Source organism: Paramesorhizobium endophyticum (assembly GCF_014640615.1).
GTDB classification, from domain to species: Bacteria; Pseudomonadota; Alphaproteobacteria; order Rhizobiales; family Rhizobiaceae; genus Paramesorhizobium; species Paramesorhizobium endophyticum.
This window is the reverse complement of sequence record NZ_BMHH01000012.1, coordinates 36,120-54,570: the sequence shown is the minus strand read 5'-3', so window position 1 is coordinate 54,570 and position 18,451 is coordinate 36,120. Positions and strand designations below refer to the sequence as shown.

At 62.2% G+C, this 18,451-nt stretch carries 10 protein-coding genes and 4 pseudogenes; 8 read left to right on the top strand and 6 right to left on the bottom strand.

From position 1 onward, the window contains the following. Window positions 1-140: 140 nt before the first annotated feature. Window positions 141-3,467: an autotransporter domain-containing protein gene (locus IEX53_RS24400; protein ID WP_188824942.1), complete on the bottom strand. Its 3,327-nt coding sequence runs from the start codon at window positions 3,465-3,467 to the stop codon at window positions 141-143. A 164-nt stretch (window positions 3,468-3,631) separates the two neighbouring features. After that, window positions 3,632-4,522 (bottom strand): LysR family transcriptional regulator, encoded by an 891-nt coding sequence (locus tag IEX53_RS14725; RefSeq protein ID WP_188824941.1) that lies wholly within the window; start codon window positions 4,520-4,522, stop codon window positions 3,632-3,634. A gap of 103 nt (window positions 4,523-4,625) precedes the next feature. Between IEX53_RS14725 and IEX53_RS14720 the strand changes: the two genes are divergently transcribed. Continuing rightward, window positions 4,626-5,495 carry an SDR family oxidoreductase gene (locus IEX53_RS14720; protein WP_188824940.1) on the top strand — a complete coding sequence of 290 codons (870 nt, stop codon included), beginning with the start codon at window positions 4,626-4,628 and terminating at the stop codon, window positions 5,493-5,495. Window positions 5,496-6,013: 518 nt separating this feature from the next. Further along, window positions 6,014-7,051, top strand: a complete 1,038-nt coding sequence (locus tag IEX53_RS14715) for a dipeptidase (RefSeq protein WP_188824939.1) — start codon at window positions 6,014-6,016, stop codon at window positions 7,049-7,051. A gap of 86 nt (window positions 7,052-7,137) precedes the next feature. On the opposite strand, the gene ggt is transcribed toward IEX53_RS14715, so the two are convergent. Beyond that, window positions 7,138-8,889, bottom strand: a complete 1,752-nt coding sequence (ggt, locus tag IEX53_RS14710) for a gamma-glutamyltransferase (RefSeq protein ID WP_188824938.1) — start codon at window positions 8,887-8,889, stop codon at window positions 7,138-7,140. Between the two features lie 114 nt (window positions 8,890-9,003). Continuing rightward, complete coding sequence (locus tag IEX53_RS14705) at window positions 9,004-10,296, bottom strand: ABC transporter substrate-binding protein (protein WP_188824937.1); 1,293 nt, start codon at window positions 10,294-10,296, stop codon at window positions 9,004-9,006. Between the two features lie 110 nt (window positions 10,297-10,406). Here IEX53_RS14705 and IEX53_RS14700 point away from each other — a divergent pair, with 110 nt between their 5' ends. From IEX53_RS14700 to IEX53_RS14685, 4 genes are read left to right on the top strand one after another with little or no spacing between them, the layout of a single operon-like run. Beyond that, window positions 10,407-11,462, top strand: coding sequence for a LacI family DNA-binding transcriptional regulator (locus IEX53_RS14700; RefSeq protein ID WP_188824936.1), 1,056 nt, complete (start codon window positions 10,407-10,409; stop codon window positions 11,460-11,462). Continuing rightward, window positions 11,455-13,317, top strand: a complete 1,863-nt coding sequence (locus IEX53_RS14695; protein ID WP_236016205.1) for a DUF2264 domain-containing protein — start codon at window positions 11,455-11,457, stop codon at window positions 13,315-13,317. Before IEX53_RS14700 ends, IEX53_RS14695 begins: the two co-directional genes overlap by 8 nt. Then, the gene (locus IEX53_RS14690; RefSeq protein ID WP_188824935.1) at window positions 13,314-14,330 is read left to right on the top strand and encodes a hydroxyacid dehydrogenase; all 1,017 of its coding nucleotides are present in this window, start codon (window positions 13,314-13,316) and stop codon (window positions 14,328-14,330) included. The genes IEX53_RS14695 and IEX53_RS14690 overlap by 4 nt, the downstream gene beginning before the upstream one ends. Then, window positions 14,327-15,103, top strand: coding sequence for a sugar phosphate isomerase/epimerase family protein (locus tag IEX53_RS14685; RefSeq protein WP_188824934.1), 777 nt, complete (start codon window positions 14,327-14,329; stop codon window positions 15,101-15,103). The genes IEX53_RS14690 and IEX53_RS14685 overlap by 4 nt, the downstream gene beginning before the upstream one ends. A gap of 28 nt (window positions 15,104-15,131) precedes the next feature. Here the strand turns inward: IEX53_RS14685 and IEX53_RS14680 are convergent. Then, window positions 15,132-15,284, bottom strand: a pseudogene (locus IEX53_RS14680) (urease accessory protein UreG); the annotation flags it as partial. A 104-nt stretch (window positions 15,285-15,388) separates the two neighbouring features. Then, window positions 15,389-15,514: pseudogene (locus tag IEX53_RS24395) on the bottom strand (GTP-binding protein); the annotation flags it as partial. Between IEX53_RS24395 and IEX53_RS24270 the strand changes: the two are divergent. Together IEX53_RS24270 and IEX53_RS14665 are read left to right on the top strand one after the other, a co-directional pair. Then, window positions 15,509-17,909: pseudogene (locus IEX53_RS24270) on the top strand (hybrid sensor histidine kinase/response regulator); the annotation flags it as partial. The pseudogenes IEX53_RS24395 and IEX53_RS24270 overlap by 6 nt on opposite strands. Continuing rightward, window positions 17,908-18,255, top strand: a pseudogene (locus tag IEX53_RS14665) (helix-turn-helix transcriptional regulator); the annotation flags it as partial. The pseudogenes IEX53_RS24270 and IEX53_RS14665, both read left to right, overlap by 2 nt. Window positions 18,256-18,451 lie beyond the last annotated feature (196 nt).

Sequence of the window (18,451 nt, the reverse complement as noted above, 5' to 3'; positions counted from 1 at the left end):
TCTTGTGCCGTACGACAATGCCAGATGGCACGATCTCAAACCGGCATTGCAATAATTCCGGGGTTGGCAGCCATCTTCGGCTATCCGCTCAGTCAAGTGGCCCGGGCGCCCCTTGTGAGGCGCCCGGAGCCTTTTTCCCATCAGAACTTCACGGCAAACCGCGCATCGACGCCGTTCTGCTTCACATCCGAGCCGAACTGGCCGGTGTAGCTGACGCCCAGCGTGGTGCGCTCGCTGAGCTTGACGTCGAACCCGGCTTCGACAAGGCCCATGTCCTCGGCCAGCGGCACGCCCGCCACCGAGAAGCCATTGCCGCCGTCGAAGGCCAGCGTCGAGACCGGCGTGGTGTCGCCATAGGCGTGCTGCCAGCCGACCGTGCCGCGCGCTTCAGCCTCAACAGTGCCGAGCGTGAACGGTGCCGAAGCCCGAAGGCCGAGCGTGGTGAAGGTCGTGGATGTCGTCTCTTCCGCCGCCGACAGCGCCGCCGCGCCGCCCGTCTCGGTGAAGCCGTCCGTCTTCACCCGCACATGGGCGAGGTTGGCGAAAGGCTCGAAGGCGACCTGCTTCATATCGATCCGGTAGCCGAGCTCGCCGAAGGCCTGGAAGGTGCCGGCATCGTAATCGGCTTTCAGACGGTCCTCAAAGCCGGCGAAGGCCACGACGCGCGACGTCTCGACCGAATGCCTGCTATAGCCAAGGCCGGAGCGAATGGAGAGCGCACCGAAATGACCGCCGCCATAGACGCCGACATGGTAATTGTCGCTTTCGCCCGAGCCTCTCGCATCGAAACTGGTGCGGCTGTAGCCGGCAAACGCGCCGAGGCGCCAGTCGGTGGCCACCATCGTATCGAAGCCGGTGACGAAGCCGCCGGTCGACTGGTCGAGATCGGCGGCATTGCCGTCGCCATCGGTCTTGCTCCACGCGCCGAAGGCCTGGCCCCATGCCGCCATCTGAGGCGTCTCGCCCTTGGCGAGCGGCTTGGCATCGGGGCCATAGCCCAGCACCGGCACATCGGCTGCGGCCACATCGTCGAAGGCGGCGCGCAGACGGTCGTTGACTGCATTGCGGATCAAGCGGCTGTCATTGATGAGCGCAGTGGTGGCCGAAGCGTGGATTTCGCCCGAGAGCTGATCGTAGCTGTCCTGGATCAGTTCGTCATCATTCGGAAGCTGTGCAACGGCGTCATAAACCGGGCTTTCCGCGTTGAAGCCGATGCTCTCGATACCGCCCGCGACGGCCGTCTGGTTGCGCGTTCGCGCCATGGAGGCGAACGTCCGGTCGTTGCGGTTGAGTTCCAGATCGACCGTGCCCTGTCCATAGTCGTAGGAGAGCTCCGGCGTCAGGAAGGCAAAGTTGGACGTCACGCCTTCGAACGCGCCGTTGAGCGTGCCTGCCGAAAGAATCGTATAGGTCGAGCGCAGACGATAATTGCCGTTGGCGCCGATATGCGCGACCGAGCCGCCTTCCAGGTTGGCCACGCCCGTTACATCGACCAGGTCGCTGGCAGCGCCTTCCGGGTCGACATCGACATTGTAGATCGAGCCCTTCTCGAAGGTCAGATCGCCCACTATGTCAAGCGTGCCGATACCACCGCCGCCCGGTGCCAGAACGCCGCCCGCCGAAACGGTCGTCGAGCCGATGGTGCCCGTGCCGCCCAGCGTGCCGCCGGCGACGTTGATGATCCCGCCGAGGCTGGCGCCGGAGTGATCCTCATCACCCACGAGCAGCGTGCCACCGTTAATCATCGTCGTGCCGGTAAAGCCGGAGCCGTTGCCCATGTAGAGCACGCTGCCGGTGCCGCGCTTCTCGAACGTGCCGGTGCCGGTCAGGTCGTTCGACATCGTATCGTTGAACGGCGTGTTCAGAACGAGCTGCCCGTCCTTGTCGACCTGGATGGAGTTCTTGCCGAAAGCATGGCCATTGGTGCCGACCAGCATGCCGCCGGACACTTGCGTGCCGCCGCTATAGCTGTTGTTGCCGGTCAGCATCAGCGTGCCGGTCCCCAGCTTGGTGAGGCGGCCATTGCCGCTGATATTGTTGCGCCAGGCGTCGAAGGCGTTGAAGCCGTCCTTCTGCTTGTCCATATCGACCGTCACGTCGCCGTCGAACCAGCCATAGCCGTCGGCAGCCTTGAACAGGTCGAGCCGCCCATAGCCCTCCGGATCGTCCAGAACCGGTATGCCGGATGGAAGCTCGGTGCTGGCCAGTACCGTTCGGCGTTGGTCAGCGTTCAGATAGGGGAAACGGGTTTCGAGCAGAACCTCGGCGCCCTTCGGCACGACGGGAGGCTTGCCTTTCGCGTCCTCCTTGGTGAATTGCTCGAAACCATAGCTCATACGGTCAGCGACATAGCGCGCATTCGCCTCACGATCCGCGAAGCGGTCGACCGCGAGATCGGCAGCGTGGGCGGCCACAAAGAGGTCCGCCGCTGTGGTCGAATCGGTCTCCTTCTTGAGCCATTCCTGCGTCTGTTCGAAAGCGGCCTGCTTGAGGTTCTGGTTCTCAGGCAGGTTGAGATTATAGACGACCGAGGCGATACCGAGCATTCGCCCACTCATGACGTCGAGCGGAGAGTGCATGCCGGCCACGATGCGGCTGTCTCCCATGACCACTGCCCGGGTAATCATTTCCTGGAAACGCTGCGGCACCAGATAGGCCATTGCCAGCGCATCGCGCCAGCCTTCGGCGGTGTGGCCGCTGGTGAACCCGCCATCCGTTGCCGGGGTGCTGCTTTTCGCCGGTTCGAGGGCCGGAACAACCACCACCTGATCGGACCAGCGATAGGGGCGCGCATATTTGAAATAGCGTTTCGCCGGCTCGGTGGAAGCGTCCTTGCCCATCGCGGCGATCAGGTCCACAGCCAGGCCCAGATTGGGATTGCTTGCCGAGCCGATGCCGATATTGTTGCCTTTATCGTCATATTTGACGGTGGTGGCATCGGCGGGCACGTCGACGATGGTGGTGAACTGCCCGGTGCCCCTCACCCAGGCATCACGCAGCGGCCCGAGCCCGTCGATCACGCTGTATCCCTTGCCGCGGCGGTCGTCGAGATAGGCCTGCACCGCCTCAGCGTCGGTGCGGTTCTGCGTGCTCTTCACGACGTAATCGATATTGTGGTCATGGATTGCCTGGTTCAAAATCCTGCCGTCGGTGGCGCTGCCGGGAATGCCGTCCCAGTCGGATATGGGAACAGCCGGAAACCCGTCCCTTGCCGGCGCGCCCTGACCCGCATCAACGAAAGGCGACCGTGGCTCCCAGATATCGAGGAAACCGCTCAACAGCCTGACGGCGGCATTGGTTTCCTTGGTGGCATAGCGCGCGTCCCCGCGCTGGTTGGTTGCTCCGGTGTCCACATAGGCCGGAACATCCTTGTTGAGATATGCTTCCTGCGCCACGGCAATTGCCGGGCAGGCGCTGAACAACAGACAAAGCGCTGTCGATACTCGAAGTTTCGCGACTAAAAACAAGGCATCCCCCTTTGTGAAACTATTCACATTCCAACGAGGCTGCCTCTTTAGTTGTTTGATTTATATCTTATGTGACAATGATCTGAATTTCGGGGCTGCGTAGTTTTCCCCTAAAGCCTAAAGCGCGTTGCATGGGTGCGATTAAACGCAACGCGCTTTAGCGCTTATGCCTCGATATAGGCCGCAAATTCGTCCGGCGTCCCCCGTGGAAAGGCCTCTCTCAGATAATCAAGGAACGCCGACACCCGGGCGCTTAGCAGCCGACGCGTGGGGTAGAGCGCCCAAAGGGCGGTTTCCTGTCCTCCCGCATCCCCCCAGCGCACAAGCGTGCCTGCACTCAGATCAGAGCTGACGAGCGATAGCGGCAGCCGTGCCGCTCCAGCGCCCATCCGGACGGCATCTCGCACCATCAGCAGAGACGACAAGCCGAGTATGGGTTGAACAGTAACTTTCGATACGCCCGACGGGGTCGTTATTTCCCACATTTCGACTTGGTTGACCGTTCCGCGCACCACAGCCGGGATCGGCCCGTCAGCCGGCCGAGGCAGATCCGGGTTCGCCACGACGACCAGCCGGTCGTTGAGGAAGACGCGCCCGACCAGGCTCGCGTCCGGCTGTGGATTGACGCGGATCACCAAATCATACGCCTCTTCGATCATGTCGACAGCCCGATCTTCCACCGTGACCTCGAGCCGAACCTCCGGGTATCTAAGCGCAAAGCCCGCCGCCAGCTTCCCCATCGCAGTCTGCGAAAAAAGCAAGGGCGCGCTGATCCGCAATCGTCCGCGCGGCCTGTCTCCTCCCGAAGCGATCGCTGTCGCCGTCTCTTCGAGTTCGCTCAGCAATTGGCCCGTCCGCTCAAACAGGGCTCGGCCCTCTTCCGTGAGCTTCAAGGTCCGCGCGCCCCGCTCGAACAGGCGCAGATTGAGGCTTGCCTCGAGCTCGGCCACGCGTCGGGACAGGGTTGCCTTCGGGCGGCCTGCTGCGCGGGCGGCTTTGCCGAACCCGCCATGGCGGGCGACCAGATTGAAATCGGAAAGAGCAAGGAGATCCATATGTTCCACCAATGAGACGATGCGTCCAGATATAGCGCCTATCGCAATGAATGTGGATCGCTAATTTCAAGGGCGTCAACACAACCCAACCCGGAGTGATCCCATGACTATTCTCGTTACTGGCGCTACTGGCCGTGTCGGCCGCCATGTCGTCGAACAACTCGTCCAGCGTGGCGCCAAAGTCCGCGTGCTTACCCGCGATGCCTCGAAGGCCAACGTTCCTGCCGGCGTGGAAATCGCGCAGGGCGATCTGCTGGACATCGACTCGCTGCGAACAGCCTTCACCGGTGTCAGTACGCTGTTCCTGCTCAATGCGGTCACCGGCGACGAATTCACCCAGGCGATCATCGCCCTCAACATCGCTCGCGAAGCGGGCGTCGAGCGCGTCGTCTATCTCTCGGTGATCCACGCCGACCGCTTCGTGAACGTGCCCCACTTCGCGGTGAAGTTCGGCGCCGAACGGATGCTTGAGCAAATGGGCTTCAGCGCCACTATCCTGCGCCCCACCTACTTCATCGACAATGAGCTGATGATCAGGGATGTCATCCTCGATCACGGTGTCTATCCAATGCCAATCGGCAGCAAGGGTTTGGCCATGGTGGACGCGCGCGACATTGCCGAAATTGCCGCGATCGAGCTGATCCGCCGCGACACTGCGCCGGGCAAGCTGCCGCTCGAAACCATCAATCTGGTGGGCCCCGACACACTGACCGGTCCGGACGTGGCCGCGATCTGGTCCGATATCCTGGGTCGTCCGGTTGTCTATGGCGGCGATGATCCCTCCGGGTTCGAGCAAAGCATGGCCGCCTTCATGCCGAAGTGGACCGCCTATGAGATGCGCCTCATGGCGGAGCGCTACGTCAGCGACGGCATGATCCCGGAAGCGGGCGACGTCGAACGCCTGACGCGGATACTGGGCCGCCCGCTGCATTCCTACCGCGCATTTGCCGCCGAGATCGCAGCGGCGGCCTGACAACCAGCTTGTGGCGCCAACCGTCCCGACAGAGCGCCTTACAATCCGCTTAAATCTGCGGGCAGCATCCGGGCCGGTGGGAATGCCATCGGCCCGCAGTCGACAGGCCTCGCGCTGCAGAATCGGCATCGGTGCTGCGGAGCAGGCCTTCGATGCCGCTTGCGATTTCGAGCATCTCGGTCCTCCTTCGCACGCAGATCCGAATTGGCGGGCCATTCTCCTTCCCGTGGTTTCGAGAAGGTTCGGCGCGGGCGACACCAGACGTCAGCATGGCTGCGCGGCGATTTTTTCCAACGTAGCCTGCGCGGCATCCGGGAAAATATCGGCATCCTGGCCATCAAGGCGCGCCGGACATAGTTTCGCGATTTTTCTTTTCGGCTGTCCTTTAACAGCGCGCCGGGCATGCGCCCAAATCCGTTTTTCGCACAGCCTATTCGCGGTTTGCATTGCGCCGCGAGCCCTTTTATGCCTACCCCTTTCGAAGGTCCTTCTTTCCCTCTCTTCCCGGATTTTTTATCATGACCGATATCTCCCCGCTTCCCGTGTTTGATGGCCATAACGATGTTCTTCTGCGGTTGCGGCGCGGTAGCGGCGCGCCGGTGGCATCCTTCATGGAGGGCGAAACCGCCGGTCACATCGATCTTCCCCGGGCGAGGAAGGGCGGCCTCGCGGGCGGCCTTTGCGCCATCTATGTGCCCTCGCCTTCAATGCAGATGGACGCGAACGGCGACTTCTCGACGCCCGCTCAGCCGGATGCGCTCAACGAGACGCTGGCAATGGCGCGAATTCTCTTTGAAATCGAGGCGCAGTCCGGCGGGGCGGTCAAAGTCTGCCGCACGGCTGAAGATATCAGGCATTCGATCGAGGCAGGACGATTCGCCGCCGTACTCCACATCGAAGGCGCGGAGGCGATTGGGGCTGACCTCGATGCGCTCTACATCCTCCATCAGGCCGGGTTGCGGACACTCGGGCCGGTCTGGAGCAGGCCGAATGTCTTCGCTTATGGCGTGCCTTTTCGCTTTCCCTCTTCGCCGGATATCGGCGGCGGGCTCAGCGAAGCGGGCAAGGATCTGATCCGCGCCTGCAACGAGCTCGGCATCATGATCGATCTTTCGCATATGAACGAACAGGGTTTCTGGGATATCGCCAGACTGTCAAAGGCGCCGCTCGTCGCCTCTCATTCCAATGCCCACGCGCTCTGCCCGCATAGCCGTAACCTCACGGACCGGCAGCTTGATGCGATCCGTGACACGGGCGGCCTCGTCGGCATCAATTTCGGCGTGCTCTTCCTGCGCGATGACGGCGTGAAGAACCCCGATACCAGCCTAGACCTGCTCGTCCGCCATATCGCCTATGTGGCGGAGCGGATCGGCATCGACCATGTGGCGCTCGGGTCGGATTTCGACGGCACCACCGTCCCGCAGGCGCTTGGCAATGCAGCCGGCCTGCCGAAGCTGATCGATGCCCTTCGCGCCCATGGCTTCAACGAGCAGGAGATCGCCAAAATAGCACATGAGAACTGGATCAGCCTCCTGGAACGCAGCTGGACTGCTTGAAAGGCAAAGCGGGACCACGCCATAAAAATTGACGGGCGGCATCCCACCCGTCAATCCAAAGCATTTGAGCTACGAAGCAGAACGCGTCAGTAGCCGCGCGCCGCGCCCGCAGCTGCACGGCTGTCGATCGCGCCGTAATAGCGGTTGCCGCCATCCGCGTTGCCGGTTTCCTCCATGTCGGCAAGGCTTTTCCCGCCGACCAGTATCCCGGCGGCTTTCCCCCATACCGGCCAGTTCGCGTCCACGCCGACGTCATGCCCCATCTGGGTCAGCAGGCGCTGCGTATCGGGCGACAAGGCGTAAGGCTCCATATAGACCCTGTCCGGCAGCCACTGATGATGGATGCGCGGCGCGTCGATGGCTTCCTGGATATTCATGCCGTGATCGATGACGTTGATGATCGCTTCGAGCGTGATGGTGATGATGCGTGAGCCGCCCGGGCTGCCGATCACCATGAAGGGCTTGCCATCCTTCGCCACGATAGTCGGGCTCATCGATGAGAGCGGCGTTTTCTTCGGCGCTATGGCGTTTGCCTCGCCCTGCACCAGGCCGTAGAGATTGGGAACGCCCGGCTTTGCGGTGAAATCATCCATCTCATTATTGAGAAGGATTCCGGTTCCGAGCGCGACGACGCCCGCACCATAGGAGCCGTTAAGGGTATAAGTCACCGCGACGGCATTTCCGTCTTTATCGATGATGGAATAATGGGTGGTTTCCGTACTCTCGCCGAACCCCTTCGGCATCAGATCCTGCGAGACGCCCGCCTTGAACGGGCTGATCTTTGTGCGGATCTGCGCGGCATAGGCCTTGTCGACGAGCTTTGCTGTCGGGTTCTGCACGAAATCCGGATCACCCAGCGCGGTGTTGCGGTCGACATAGGCATGGCGCATCGCCTCGACCATCAGATGGACCGTGTCGGCCGAGCCATAACCGAGATAGGAGATGGGATAGCCCTCAAGAATATTGAGGATCTCGCAGATGATCACGCCGCCCGAGCTTGGCGGCGGCGAGGAAAAGATATCATAGCCGCGATAATTGCATTTCACCGGCTCCATTTCCCGCACCCGGTATTGCTCGAAATCCTCCTTGGCGAGAATGCCCTTCTTCTCCTGGCTCGCCTTGACGATCGCATCCGCAATCGGCCCCTTGTAAAAGGCATCCGGCCCCTGTTCGGAGATGAGAGAGAGCGATTGGGCGAGATCGGCCTGAACCAGTTTATCGCCCGCCGCATAGGGCTTCCCATCGGATTTGAGGAAAATGGCCGCTGCGGCAGGATCTTTCGCCAGCGTCTCGGCATTTTCAGTGAGCGAAGCGACATCGCCATCGCTGAGGACGAAGCCGTCCCTGGCGAGCTTGATCGCCGGCTCTATCAGTTCCTGCCGCGGTTTGGTGCCGTAGCGGCTACGGGCGGTCTCGAGACCAAGCACCGAGCCCGGCACGCCGACGGCGAGATAGCCATCCGTGCTCAGCCCCTTCACCGGGTTGCCCTTGTCGTCCAGATACATCGTCTTTGTCGAAGCGAGCGGCGCGCGTTCGCGAAAATCGAGGAAGGTCGTCTTCCCGTCCTTGAAGCGGATGGTCATGAAGCCGCCGCCACCGATATTGCCCGCCTCTGGGTAGACAACCGCCAGCGCATAGCCGACGGCCACGGCGGCATCCACCGCATTGCCGCCATTCTTGAGAACCTCGGCGCCGACATCCGATGCCAGGTGCTGCGCCGTCACCACCATTCCGTGCCGAGCTTCGACCGGATCGGGTGCGAAAGCCCATGCCGGCCCGGACGCGCTAAAACTCAAGGCGACAAGAACGGAAACCACTTTTCTGCAAAGATTATCCATGTTCGTTCCCCATTAAATTCTATGCGCAGTAACATCGAGACTTGCGTTTGCCACGTCAAGCCCCGCCATGGCGAACTGCTTCATGCGCAAAGGGTGTATCGGACAATCCGTTCGTTACCCGCGCTTTCGCAATACGCGGGTACCGGTATCCACGAGATTTTGCGCAGCCTCGTTGAGGTTGGTCTGGCCGAAAGCGAGCGAGTCGGCGATGGGGCGCATCACGCCGCGGTCGAACTCGTTGGCGCCAATGGGGGCCGGCTCGGGATAGCTGTCCACCTTGCCTGCGAGGCTCGTGATATAGTCGACCGTCTTGCGCTCCGTTTCGTTGAGTGTCGGCAACACGGCCTCACGCACCTTCGAGGATGGCGGCACACCCCGTTCCACACCCAGAATGCGCCCGGCCTCCGGGTCGTTGACGAAAAAGCTGATGAACCGGGCCGCCGCCTTGCCATTCTGTGAAGTCCCGGCAATCGACCATATCAGGCCGGGACGATAATAATGGCCCGTCGACCCCTGCCCGAGCCCCGGAAGCATGCCGATCGACAGCGTCTTCTTGTTCAATTGCTGATAACCGACAAGCTGGTTGGAATAGGCGAAGCCGATGGCCGAGTTTCCGAGCGTAAGAGGGTTCGACTCGATGGTGTTGTCGTCGCGCGTCTGGATATCGGCGGCCACGCAATAACCCTTGGTGCGCAAATCCTCCCAATAGGCGAACCATTCCTTGGCGTCGTCGAGGTTGAAGCCGATCGTACCGTCCTTGAACAATAATTTGCCGCGCTGGCGTAGCCAGACATCGAAAACATAATGATACCGCGCGCCATAGGGCACGGCCCAGTAATTGCGGCGTGCCGGTCCGTTTTCCTTGAAGCCGCGCGCAAGCTCGGCCAGAGCCGTCCATGTGATCTGGTCGGCAGGTATCGAAAGTCCAGCTTCCTTCAATGTCTCGGCGTCATACATCATGCAGAATGAATTGAGCCCGAGGCCCACGCCGTAAAGCTTGCCGTCTATCCGGCACAGATCGACCTCGCCCTTGCCGAAGTTCGAAAGGTCGAGATCCGATCCGACGAACTGGTCGAGCTGCATGCAGGCGCCGCGTCCCGAATAATCGGCGATGGTGGATGGCTCCAGCTGGAAAATATCGGCGACGTTGCGGCCGGCCATCGATGTGGCGAGCTTGGTCCAGTAATCGGATCCCGCTATCATCTCGCCGCTGATCGCCGTTTGCGGATTGGCCTTCTGGTAGAGCGCGATCACCTCATTGGTGCGCCTGCTGCGGTCGGCGGATCCCCACCATACGCATCGCAGCCGTGTATCCTGTGCCCGCGCACCCGTGAGATTGCCGGCGGCAAGCCCGAGACCCGTCATGGCCGCCGTCATTAAAAACCTGCGCCTGTCGATGGATAGCATGCGTTTCCCTCCCATTTTGGAAAATTCCAACGAACATATATCGGTTGCAATTTTTTCTATTAATGCAATATTTGCATAAAATTGCAAATCATGCAAACAGAAGAGCCGACATGCCCGAGTCACCTCCCATCAGCAGGCCACGCCAGGCGGACATTGCCCGCCGCGCCGGCGTTTCCATCAGCACCGTCTCGCGCGTTCTTTCGGGCGAAAAGGGGATCAGCGCCCCCATCCAGAGCAAAGTCCTGGGCGTGGCGGCGGAGCTGGGATATCCGCTGCATCCGAACCACGGCGCTATGAGTACCGTGCCCCTCGATGGAAAGAAGATCGTGGCCTTCATGTCCGCCGAGAGGGCGACCGGCGATATCGGCGCCTTCTACCATGACATTCTCGATACGCTGCGCGGCCTCGCATCGTCCGAAGGCTTCGAACTGGATATCCGGCTGCTCCATCAGAAGCAGATCGACGAAAGCACCATGCAGCTTGCCTGCGACGCGGACGGTCTCCTCGCCATCGGGCTCGATCCCGATGACCATACGATCGACCGGATCGCCCAGGGCGTGGTCCCCTCGGTTCTCGTCAATGGCGCTGACCCGGCAATGAAGCTCGACTGCGTGTCGCCCTCCAATTTCTATGGCGGGCGACTGGCCGGCCGGCGACTGGTGGAACTCGGCCACCGCAAGCTCGCCTATATCGGCCTTTCCCACCGGCACACCGTGCGGGAGCGCTTGCGCGGCTTCCGGCACGAAATCCTCGATACGGCCGGCGCCCTCCACAAGGAAGTCTTCCTGACGACGGGAGAAAGCGGCTTCACGCAGGCCGGCGACGCCGTCCGCGCGCTGCTTACCGACGATCCTGATATCACCGGCCTGTTCTGCATGAATGACGCCATCGCCCTCGGTGCCCTGGGCGCGGTGCAGGAACTGGGGCTGCGCGTGCCTGATGACATCTCCATCATCGGCTTCGACGATCTTCCCTTCGCGGAATTATCGACTCCGCGCCTCTCCACCCTTCACGTGGATCGCCGCAACATCGCCCGCGAAGCGATAGAACTGCTGCGCCGCCGGCTGACCGAGCCTTCCGCTGGCGCGCGACAGGTGCAATTGGCAGTCCATCTCATCGAAGGCGAGACGGCGGGACCGGCACGGAAGGCGGCTCACGATGAATGATCCCATGAACCGCTTCAATCCGCTTTCCGGCAATCCCCTGAAAAGCCGCGCGGACATCAAAAGGGCGGTGGCCGACAGCTTCGCACCGCTCCTGCCCTATTTCTCTCCCGGTGGCGCGCGGGTAAGGCTCGGCGCGGCGGCGGCGCATTTCGACCGTACGGCGGCCGATCTGGAAGGCTTTGCACGACCGCTATGGGGCATTGCGCCGCTGGCGCTTAGCGGGGATGCTTTCGAGCACTGGCCTCTTTTCGCCAAGGGTCTCGCCAACGGCACCGACCAGCGGCATCCGGAATATTGGGGCGATGTGCGGGACAAGGACCAGAGGCTGGTAGAGCTTGCCGCCATCGGCTTTGCCTTGCGCCTTGCGCCGCAGCACCTTTGGGAGCCGCTTGACGACGCGCAGAAGGCCAATGTCGCCCGCTACCTGCTCGACGCGCGCGAGCGGACCTATGCGGACAACAATTGGAAATTCTTCCGCATCATGGTCGACATGGCGCTCGACCATCTTGGCATTCCGTTCAACCGCGCCCTGACCGATAGCTATCAGCGCGAACTAGAAGGGTTTTATCTCGGCGACGGCTGGTATCGCGACGGCAATTATCGCCGCGTCGATCACTATATCGCCTTTGCCATGCATTTTTACGGGCTCATCTACGCCAAGCTCTGCAAGCCCGGCGACGTCTATGGCGACCGATACAGGGAGCGCGCGCGTCTCTTTGCGAAAGACTTTCGGGCCTGGTTCGATGAGGACGGCGGCGTCCTCGCCTTTGGCCGCTCGATGACATATCGCTTCGCCTGCGGCAGCTTCTGGGGCGCTTTGGCGTTCGCCGATGAGGAGGCGCTGCCCTGGGGGGAGATCAAGGGGCTCTATCTGCGGCATTTGCGCTGGTGGGCGGACAAGCCGATTGCCGACTGCGACGGCATTCTTTCCATCGGCTACGGCTATCCGCAACTCACCATGTCCGAAAGCTACAATTCGGCCGGCTCGCCCTATTGGGCCTTCAAGGCGTTTTTGCCGCTGGCTCTGCCCGAGGAGCATCCCTTCTGGCAGGCCGAGGAACAGCCGCTCGGTACGGACGACACCCCGTTGCCGCTTGCCCATGCCGGCATGGTGGTCACAAGGCGGGAGGGAAATGTGGTCGCGCTTGCCTGCGGCCAGGAAAACCTCATGATGCGCGGCGGGCCGGAGAAATATGCGAAATTCGCTTATTCCTCCCGCTACGGCTTCGGCGTGGAGGTCGATGAGCGCGGCTTCAGGACGAACGGCTTCGACAACATGCTGGCCTTCTCCGAAGACGGGCTGCACTACCGCGTCCGCGAAACCAACGAAAGCGCGGTCATGGCAGGGACAAACCTGCGCGCGACGTGGAAACCCTATCCCGATGTCGAGGTCGAAACGACGCTTGTAGCTTCGGGGGACTGGCACATAAGGCTGCACCGGATCGTCACGCCGCACCCCTTATCCACCGCTGAAGCCGGCTTTCCGATCCTCCGCAATGACGGCGACCGCGACCGGATGACGGAGGAAGCGGAGCGGGCCATCGCCGATTGCGGCTCCGATATTTCGGCCATCGTCGATCTCGGCTCCAGCGTGGCGCGGCAGGGCGTTGCGCTGAAAGCCCTGCCCAATACCAACCTGATCCACGCCAAAACCACCGTGCCGCAATTGCGGGCCGATATCCCGGCGGGCGAAAGCTTCCTCGCCTGCGCGGTGTTCGTCGGCAACGCCAATGAGACCGCCCGGCAAGCTCTGCCGAATGTGCCTGATCAGCCCGATATGGATGAGCTCGACCGGCTTTTTCATGAAAGCGGGCAAACCGTGAGTCCGATGCAGGCTCCGGGAGATCGCGCATGAACACGGCCAAGCCGCGTCTCAGCCTCGCCATGCGGCCAGAGAAAACGGAGCACGTGCTGACGGCCGCCTTGATCGAACGGCTCTCTTCGACAGTCGAAATCCTCGACAGCCGGCCCGTCACCGATTTCCATGATCCCCGCCTCGAAACCCAGCTTCGGCAAACGGAAATCCTGCTCACGGGATGGGGCTGCCCCGCCATCAGCGAAAGGGAGCTGGCGCTCATGCCGCGCTTGTGGATGATCGCGCACGCCGCCGGATCGGTCAAACATTTCATTGCGCGGGAGGTTTTCGAGCAGGATATCGTTGTGTCCAGCGCAGCCGAAGCGAATGCGCAACCCGTCGCGGAATTCACCTTGGCGATGATCCTCCTTGCCGGAAAACGCGCCTTTCGCTTCCGCCATGTCTACACCCAAGAACGAAGCCGGCAAAAGATCGAGCGCCTGCAGTCCCTTCCCATCGGTAATCTCGGCCAGACAGTCGGCATCGTCGGCGCCTCGCGCATCGGCAGGCGGGTGCTGCAGCTGCTCCAGCCCTTCGACTTCGAGTGCCTGCTGTGCGACCCTTTCGCGGACGAGGCGGAGGCTCGCCGGCTCGGCGCAAGATCCATCCGGCTCGACGAATTGATGGCGCGAAGCGATGTGATTTCCCTGCATTCGCCGTCACTTCCCGAAACCCGGCACATGATCGATGCCGCCGCCCTGGCCCTGATGAAGGACGGTGCAACGCTCATCAACACGGCGCGGGGCGCGCTTGTCGATGAGGGCGCGCTGCTCGCCGAACTGGAAAGCGGGCGCATAGACGCCATTATCGACGTGACCGATCCCGAAACGCCGCCGCGCGCCTCGCCGTTCTATACCCTGCCGAATGTTTTCCTGACGCCTCATATTGCCGGCGCCATCGGCCTCGAACGCAGCCGGCTCGGCGAAATGGCCATTGCGGAGATCGAGCGCTATTGCCGCGACGAGCCCTTGCAGCAGCAAATACGCGTCGAACATCTGGAGCTCATCGCATGAGACATTTCGAGCCCGGACTTTGCTCGGTCACCTTCCGCGGCATGACACCGGATGCGATCATCGAACTCGCGGCATCATCCGGCTTGAAAGCGATCGAATGGGGGGCGGACATTCACGTCCCGCCCGGCGACCTCCACAACGCGCGGGCAATCGGCGTCCGGACCATCGCCGCCGGATTGACGGTCTCGTCCTACGGCTCCTACATTTTCGCGCCTGACGCTACTATGCCCGAAGTCACTGCCGCGCTCGATACGGCGGAAGCGCTGGGGACGAGCCACATACGCGTCTGGGCCGGAAGCCGGAAACGGCCATCTGCCGAATATCTGCCCGCTGAGCGCATGGACGCAACGAATGCGCTGGCAAGCATTGCGTCCAGGGCGGCGGAGCGCGAGATGACCATCGGGCTGGAATATCATCCGAACTCGCTGACCGACAGCCTCCAATCCTCACTGCAACTCGCAAGGGACCTGCCATTCCCGAACCTGTTCTTCTATTGGCAACCCGCGCCAGGCCTGCCGCTTGACGAAGCGCTTGCGGAAATTGCGGCTCTGGGCGACCGCATCGGCAATCTGCATGTCTTCGCCTGGAAAGCCGATTTCAGCCGCCTTCCGCTACGCGACCGCGTCGACTATTGGCGCGCATGCATCAAGGCCCTCCCCACGGGAGAGCGGGGCGGAAAAAACTATGCGCTGCTCGAATTCGTTAGGAATGACAGCCCCGAGCAGTTTCGGGCCGACGCGGCGGCACTACGAACCATGCTCAACACCGAATGATCCACATTGAGGCGGGGGATGGCGCATATCAGGCCAACCCGCCCTCAAGCTCAAGAAACGAGACGATCCTGTCCACCCCGTCGCCGCGCTTCATGTCGGTGAAGACGAAGGGCTGGCCGGCGCGCATCCGGGTTGCGTCTCGCTCCATCACGTCGAGGTCGGCGCCGACGAAGGGGGCTAAAGCGTGTTGCATTTTATCGCATTCATGGAACACGCTTTAAGTTTTTGTTTTTGCGCATGTCTTTACCCCAAAACCGGTTCCCACTTTTGGGAGACATGCTTTAGATCTTTCTTGTTGATGATCAGCAGGTCGGAGCGGGTGATGCCGGGGCCGCCCTTGCGCGGGATTTCCTCGCCCTGGCACACTGAGATGACATAGATCGTCAGGTCGGCAAGGTCGGGCGAGAAGGTCCGATCATGTCCGGCGCGCTGGAACTGGCGCTCGGCATCCCGCTCTGGATCGGCTACATCATCAGCGCCGTGGCCGTGGTTCCGCTCGTCACCTATGGCGTGCGGATGATCTCGAAATTCCAGCTCGTCACCCAGCCCTTCTGGATCGTGCTCAACATCCTTCCCTTCCTCTTCATCGCCTTCGCCAACCGCGACAGTTTCGGCCAATGGCTCGCCTTTGCCAGTACTCATCATGCCGGCGGCGGCGCTCTCGCGCCCTTCCGGCTGGTGGAATTCGGCGCAGCCTCCGCCGTCATCTTCGCGCTGATGGCGCAGATCGGCGAGCAGGTCGATTTCCTGCGCTTCCTACCGCCGGACGGGCAGCGCAAGCTTCGCCACCGGGTCGCCGTGTTCCTGGCGGGCTCGGGCTGGGTGATCGTCGGCGCGCCGAAGCTGCTGGCGGGCTCCTTCCTCGTGGTGCTGGCGCTGAACAGCGGCGTCCCGGCAATCCGCGCCGCCGATCCGGCGCAGATGTATTTCACCGCCTTCGGCTACATGCTGCCCTCGCAGACGGCGGCGCCCATGCTGATGGCGGCTTTCGTCGTGGTGTCGCAGCTGAAGATCAATGTGATGAACGCCTATGCCGGCTCGCTCGCATGGTCGAACTTCTTCTCGCGGCTGACCCATAGCCATCCGGGCCGCGTCGTCTGGCTGGTGTTCAACGTGGCGATTGCGCTGCTCCTGATGGAACTCGGCATCTACCGGCTGCTGCAGGAGACGCTCGGCATCTTCTCCATCATCGCTATGGCCTGGCTCTGCACCATCTCGGCGGATCTGTTCGTCAACAAGCCGCTCGGCCTGTCGCCGCCGGGCATCGAGTTCAAGCGCGCCCATCTTCACGACATCAATCCGGTCGGCGTCGACGCGATGCTGTTTTTTCCGCCGGGTTCGCCCTCGTCGCGCATTTCGGCGCGTTCGGGGACTCTCCATCGCCGGCATCGGCATCATCCTCGCCATGATCGCCCATCAGGCGGGCACGGCCTCGCCGGAAACGGCTGTTGTGGTGGAGCGCACAGTGACGATCGTCTTCTTCGTCTTCGCCGTCATGGCGGGCGTCGTCTCATGGTTCTATGTGCTCGCCCATGACAGCCGCGTCGTGGCGGAGGCGGCGAACCGCGCCAAGAGCCGCTATGTCACGGGATTGAGCCACGAATTGCGCACCCCGCTCAACGCCGTGCTCGGCTATGTGCAACTGCTCGAACGGGACGAGACCATCCCCGCCCCGCGCCATCAGGCGATCAAGGCGATCCGGCGCAGCGCCGAGCATCTTTCGGGCCTCATCGACGGGCTTCTCGATATTTCCAAGATCGAGGCCGGCAAGCTGCAGGTCTATTCCAACGAGATCAACATCCATGATTTCCTCGACCAAATCGTCGACATGTTTCGTCCGCAGGCGCTGGCGAAGGGCCTTGCCTTCGAGCATAGCCGGGCGCCATCGCTGCCGCGCCATGTGCGCACCGACGAGAAGCGGCTGCGGCAGATACTCATCAATCTTATCTCGAACGCGCTGAAATTCACCGATAGCGGCCGCATCCGCTTCGATGTCGCCTATCGCAGCCAAGTGGCGACCATCACCATCGCTGATACGGGCCGCGGCATTTCGCAGAAGGACCTGCCCCGGATATTCGACCCGTTCCAGCGCGGCGAAGCGGAGCATCAGGGGCGCATGCCCGGCCTGGGGCTCGGCCTCACCATCACCCGGCTGCTGACCCAGACGCTGGGCGGCGAAATCGCCGTCGCGAGCACGAAGGGAGAAGGCACCATTTTCACCGTGCGGCTGATGCTGTCGGAAGTCAGCCGCCCGCAGGGGCCGATGGAGCCGTCCCGCCGCATCCGGGGCTATGAGGGCCCGCGCCGTCGCATCATGGTAGTTGATGACAATGAGGATCACCGCAAGCTCATGCGCGAGACGCTCGCCCCGCTCGGCTTCGACGTAATCGCCATCGAGCGTGGCGGCGAATGCCTGTCGCAGATCGAAACCGCGCGGCCGGACCTGTTCCTCGTCGATATCTCCATGCCCGGCATGAGCGGATGGGAACTGGTGGAACAGCTGCGGCAGGCCAGGCAGACGGCCCCGATCGTCATGCTCTCGGCCAATGTCGGCGACGGCTCGCGGCAGCACACCGAAAGCGGCCATGACGACACGCTCGCCAAGCCATTCGACCTCGGCCAGCTCTATGACAAGCTGGCGTTTCATCTGGGCCTGCAATGGCGCGTTGCGGGGGACGCAGGGCAAGCGGAAAAGCCGGAAGCCACTCATCGCATCGCCCTCCCCGCCTCCGCCCATGTCGCGGAGCTGATCCGGCTCGGCGAAATCGGCTATATCAGGGGGATCGAGGCGAAGCTGACGGAGATCGACGCCGCAAGCCATCCGCCTCGTCAATGCCGCGACGGGAACGGATGACGGGTTGGAAGCGATTACCGCGCATATCGGCCGGTGGATGAAGGAGCGCGACCAGCGCGGCGGAACGGACACGAGCCTCGCCATCCGCCAGGGGGGCCAGTCCAGCCTGCAACTCTCCTTCCTCGGCGCCATCGGCACGGACGAATATCTGTTTCGCCTGGCGGCGGAAAACCGGCTGAGCGACGACGCCATCCTCCGCCAGCATTTCTCCCTGACGCAGCGAGAGTCCGAAGTGCTGCTGTGGATCGCCAAGGGCAAGGCCAACCGCGACATCGGCGAGATATTGGGCCTCAGCGCGGGCGTGTGCCCGCCCGAGCGTCCTGTCGCTGGTTTACACTGCAGCGCCCGCTTTTATCCCGCCATTTGTCAGGAAATATCGCCTGTCATCCGCCTGCTATGGTAAGCGCGGGGCAAGTGGCCTATATGTTGCCAGCCTTGGCCGGGCGCGCATCCGTGCGTTCCGTTCAAATGCGCTCCCATTCCTTCCCTTCCTT

Coding starts and splice junctions, on each gene's coding strand:
- ggt (WP_188824938.1), bottom strand. CDS start 8,889: ATGGATAATCTTTGCAGAAAAGTGGTTTCCGTTCTTGTCGCCTTGAGT.
- IEX53_RS14685 (WP_188824934.1), top strand. CDS start 14,327: ATGAGACATTTCGAGCCCGGACTTTGCTCGGTCACCTTCCGCGGCATG.
- IEX53_RS14725 (WP_188824941.1), bottom strand. CDS start 4,522: ATGGATCTCCTTGCTCTTTCCGATTTCAATCTGGTCGCCCGCCATGGC.
- IEX53_RS14695 (WP_236016205.1), top strand. CDS start 11,455: ATGAATGATCCCATGAACCGCTTCAATCCGCTTTCCGGCAATCCCCTG.
- IEX53_RS14690 (WP_188824935.1), top strand. CDS start 13,314: ATGAACACGGCCAAGCCGCGTCTCAGCCTCGCCATGCGGCCAGAGAAA.
- IEX53_RS14720 (WP_188824940.1), top strand. CDS start 4,626: ATGACTATTCTCGTTACTGGCGCTACTGGCCGTGTCGGCCGCCATGTC.
- IEX53_RS14705 (WP_188824937.1), bottom strand. CDS start 10,296: ATGCTATCCATCGACAGGCGCAGGTTTTTAATGACGGCGGCCATGACG.
- IEX53_RS14715 (WP_188824939.1), top strand. CDS start 6,014: ATGACCGATATCTCCCCGCTTCCCGTGTTTGATGGCCATAACGATGTT.
- IEX53_RS14700 (WP_188824936.1), top strand. CDS start 10,407: ATGCCCGAGTCACCTCCCATCAGCAGGCCACGCCAGGCGGACATTGCC.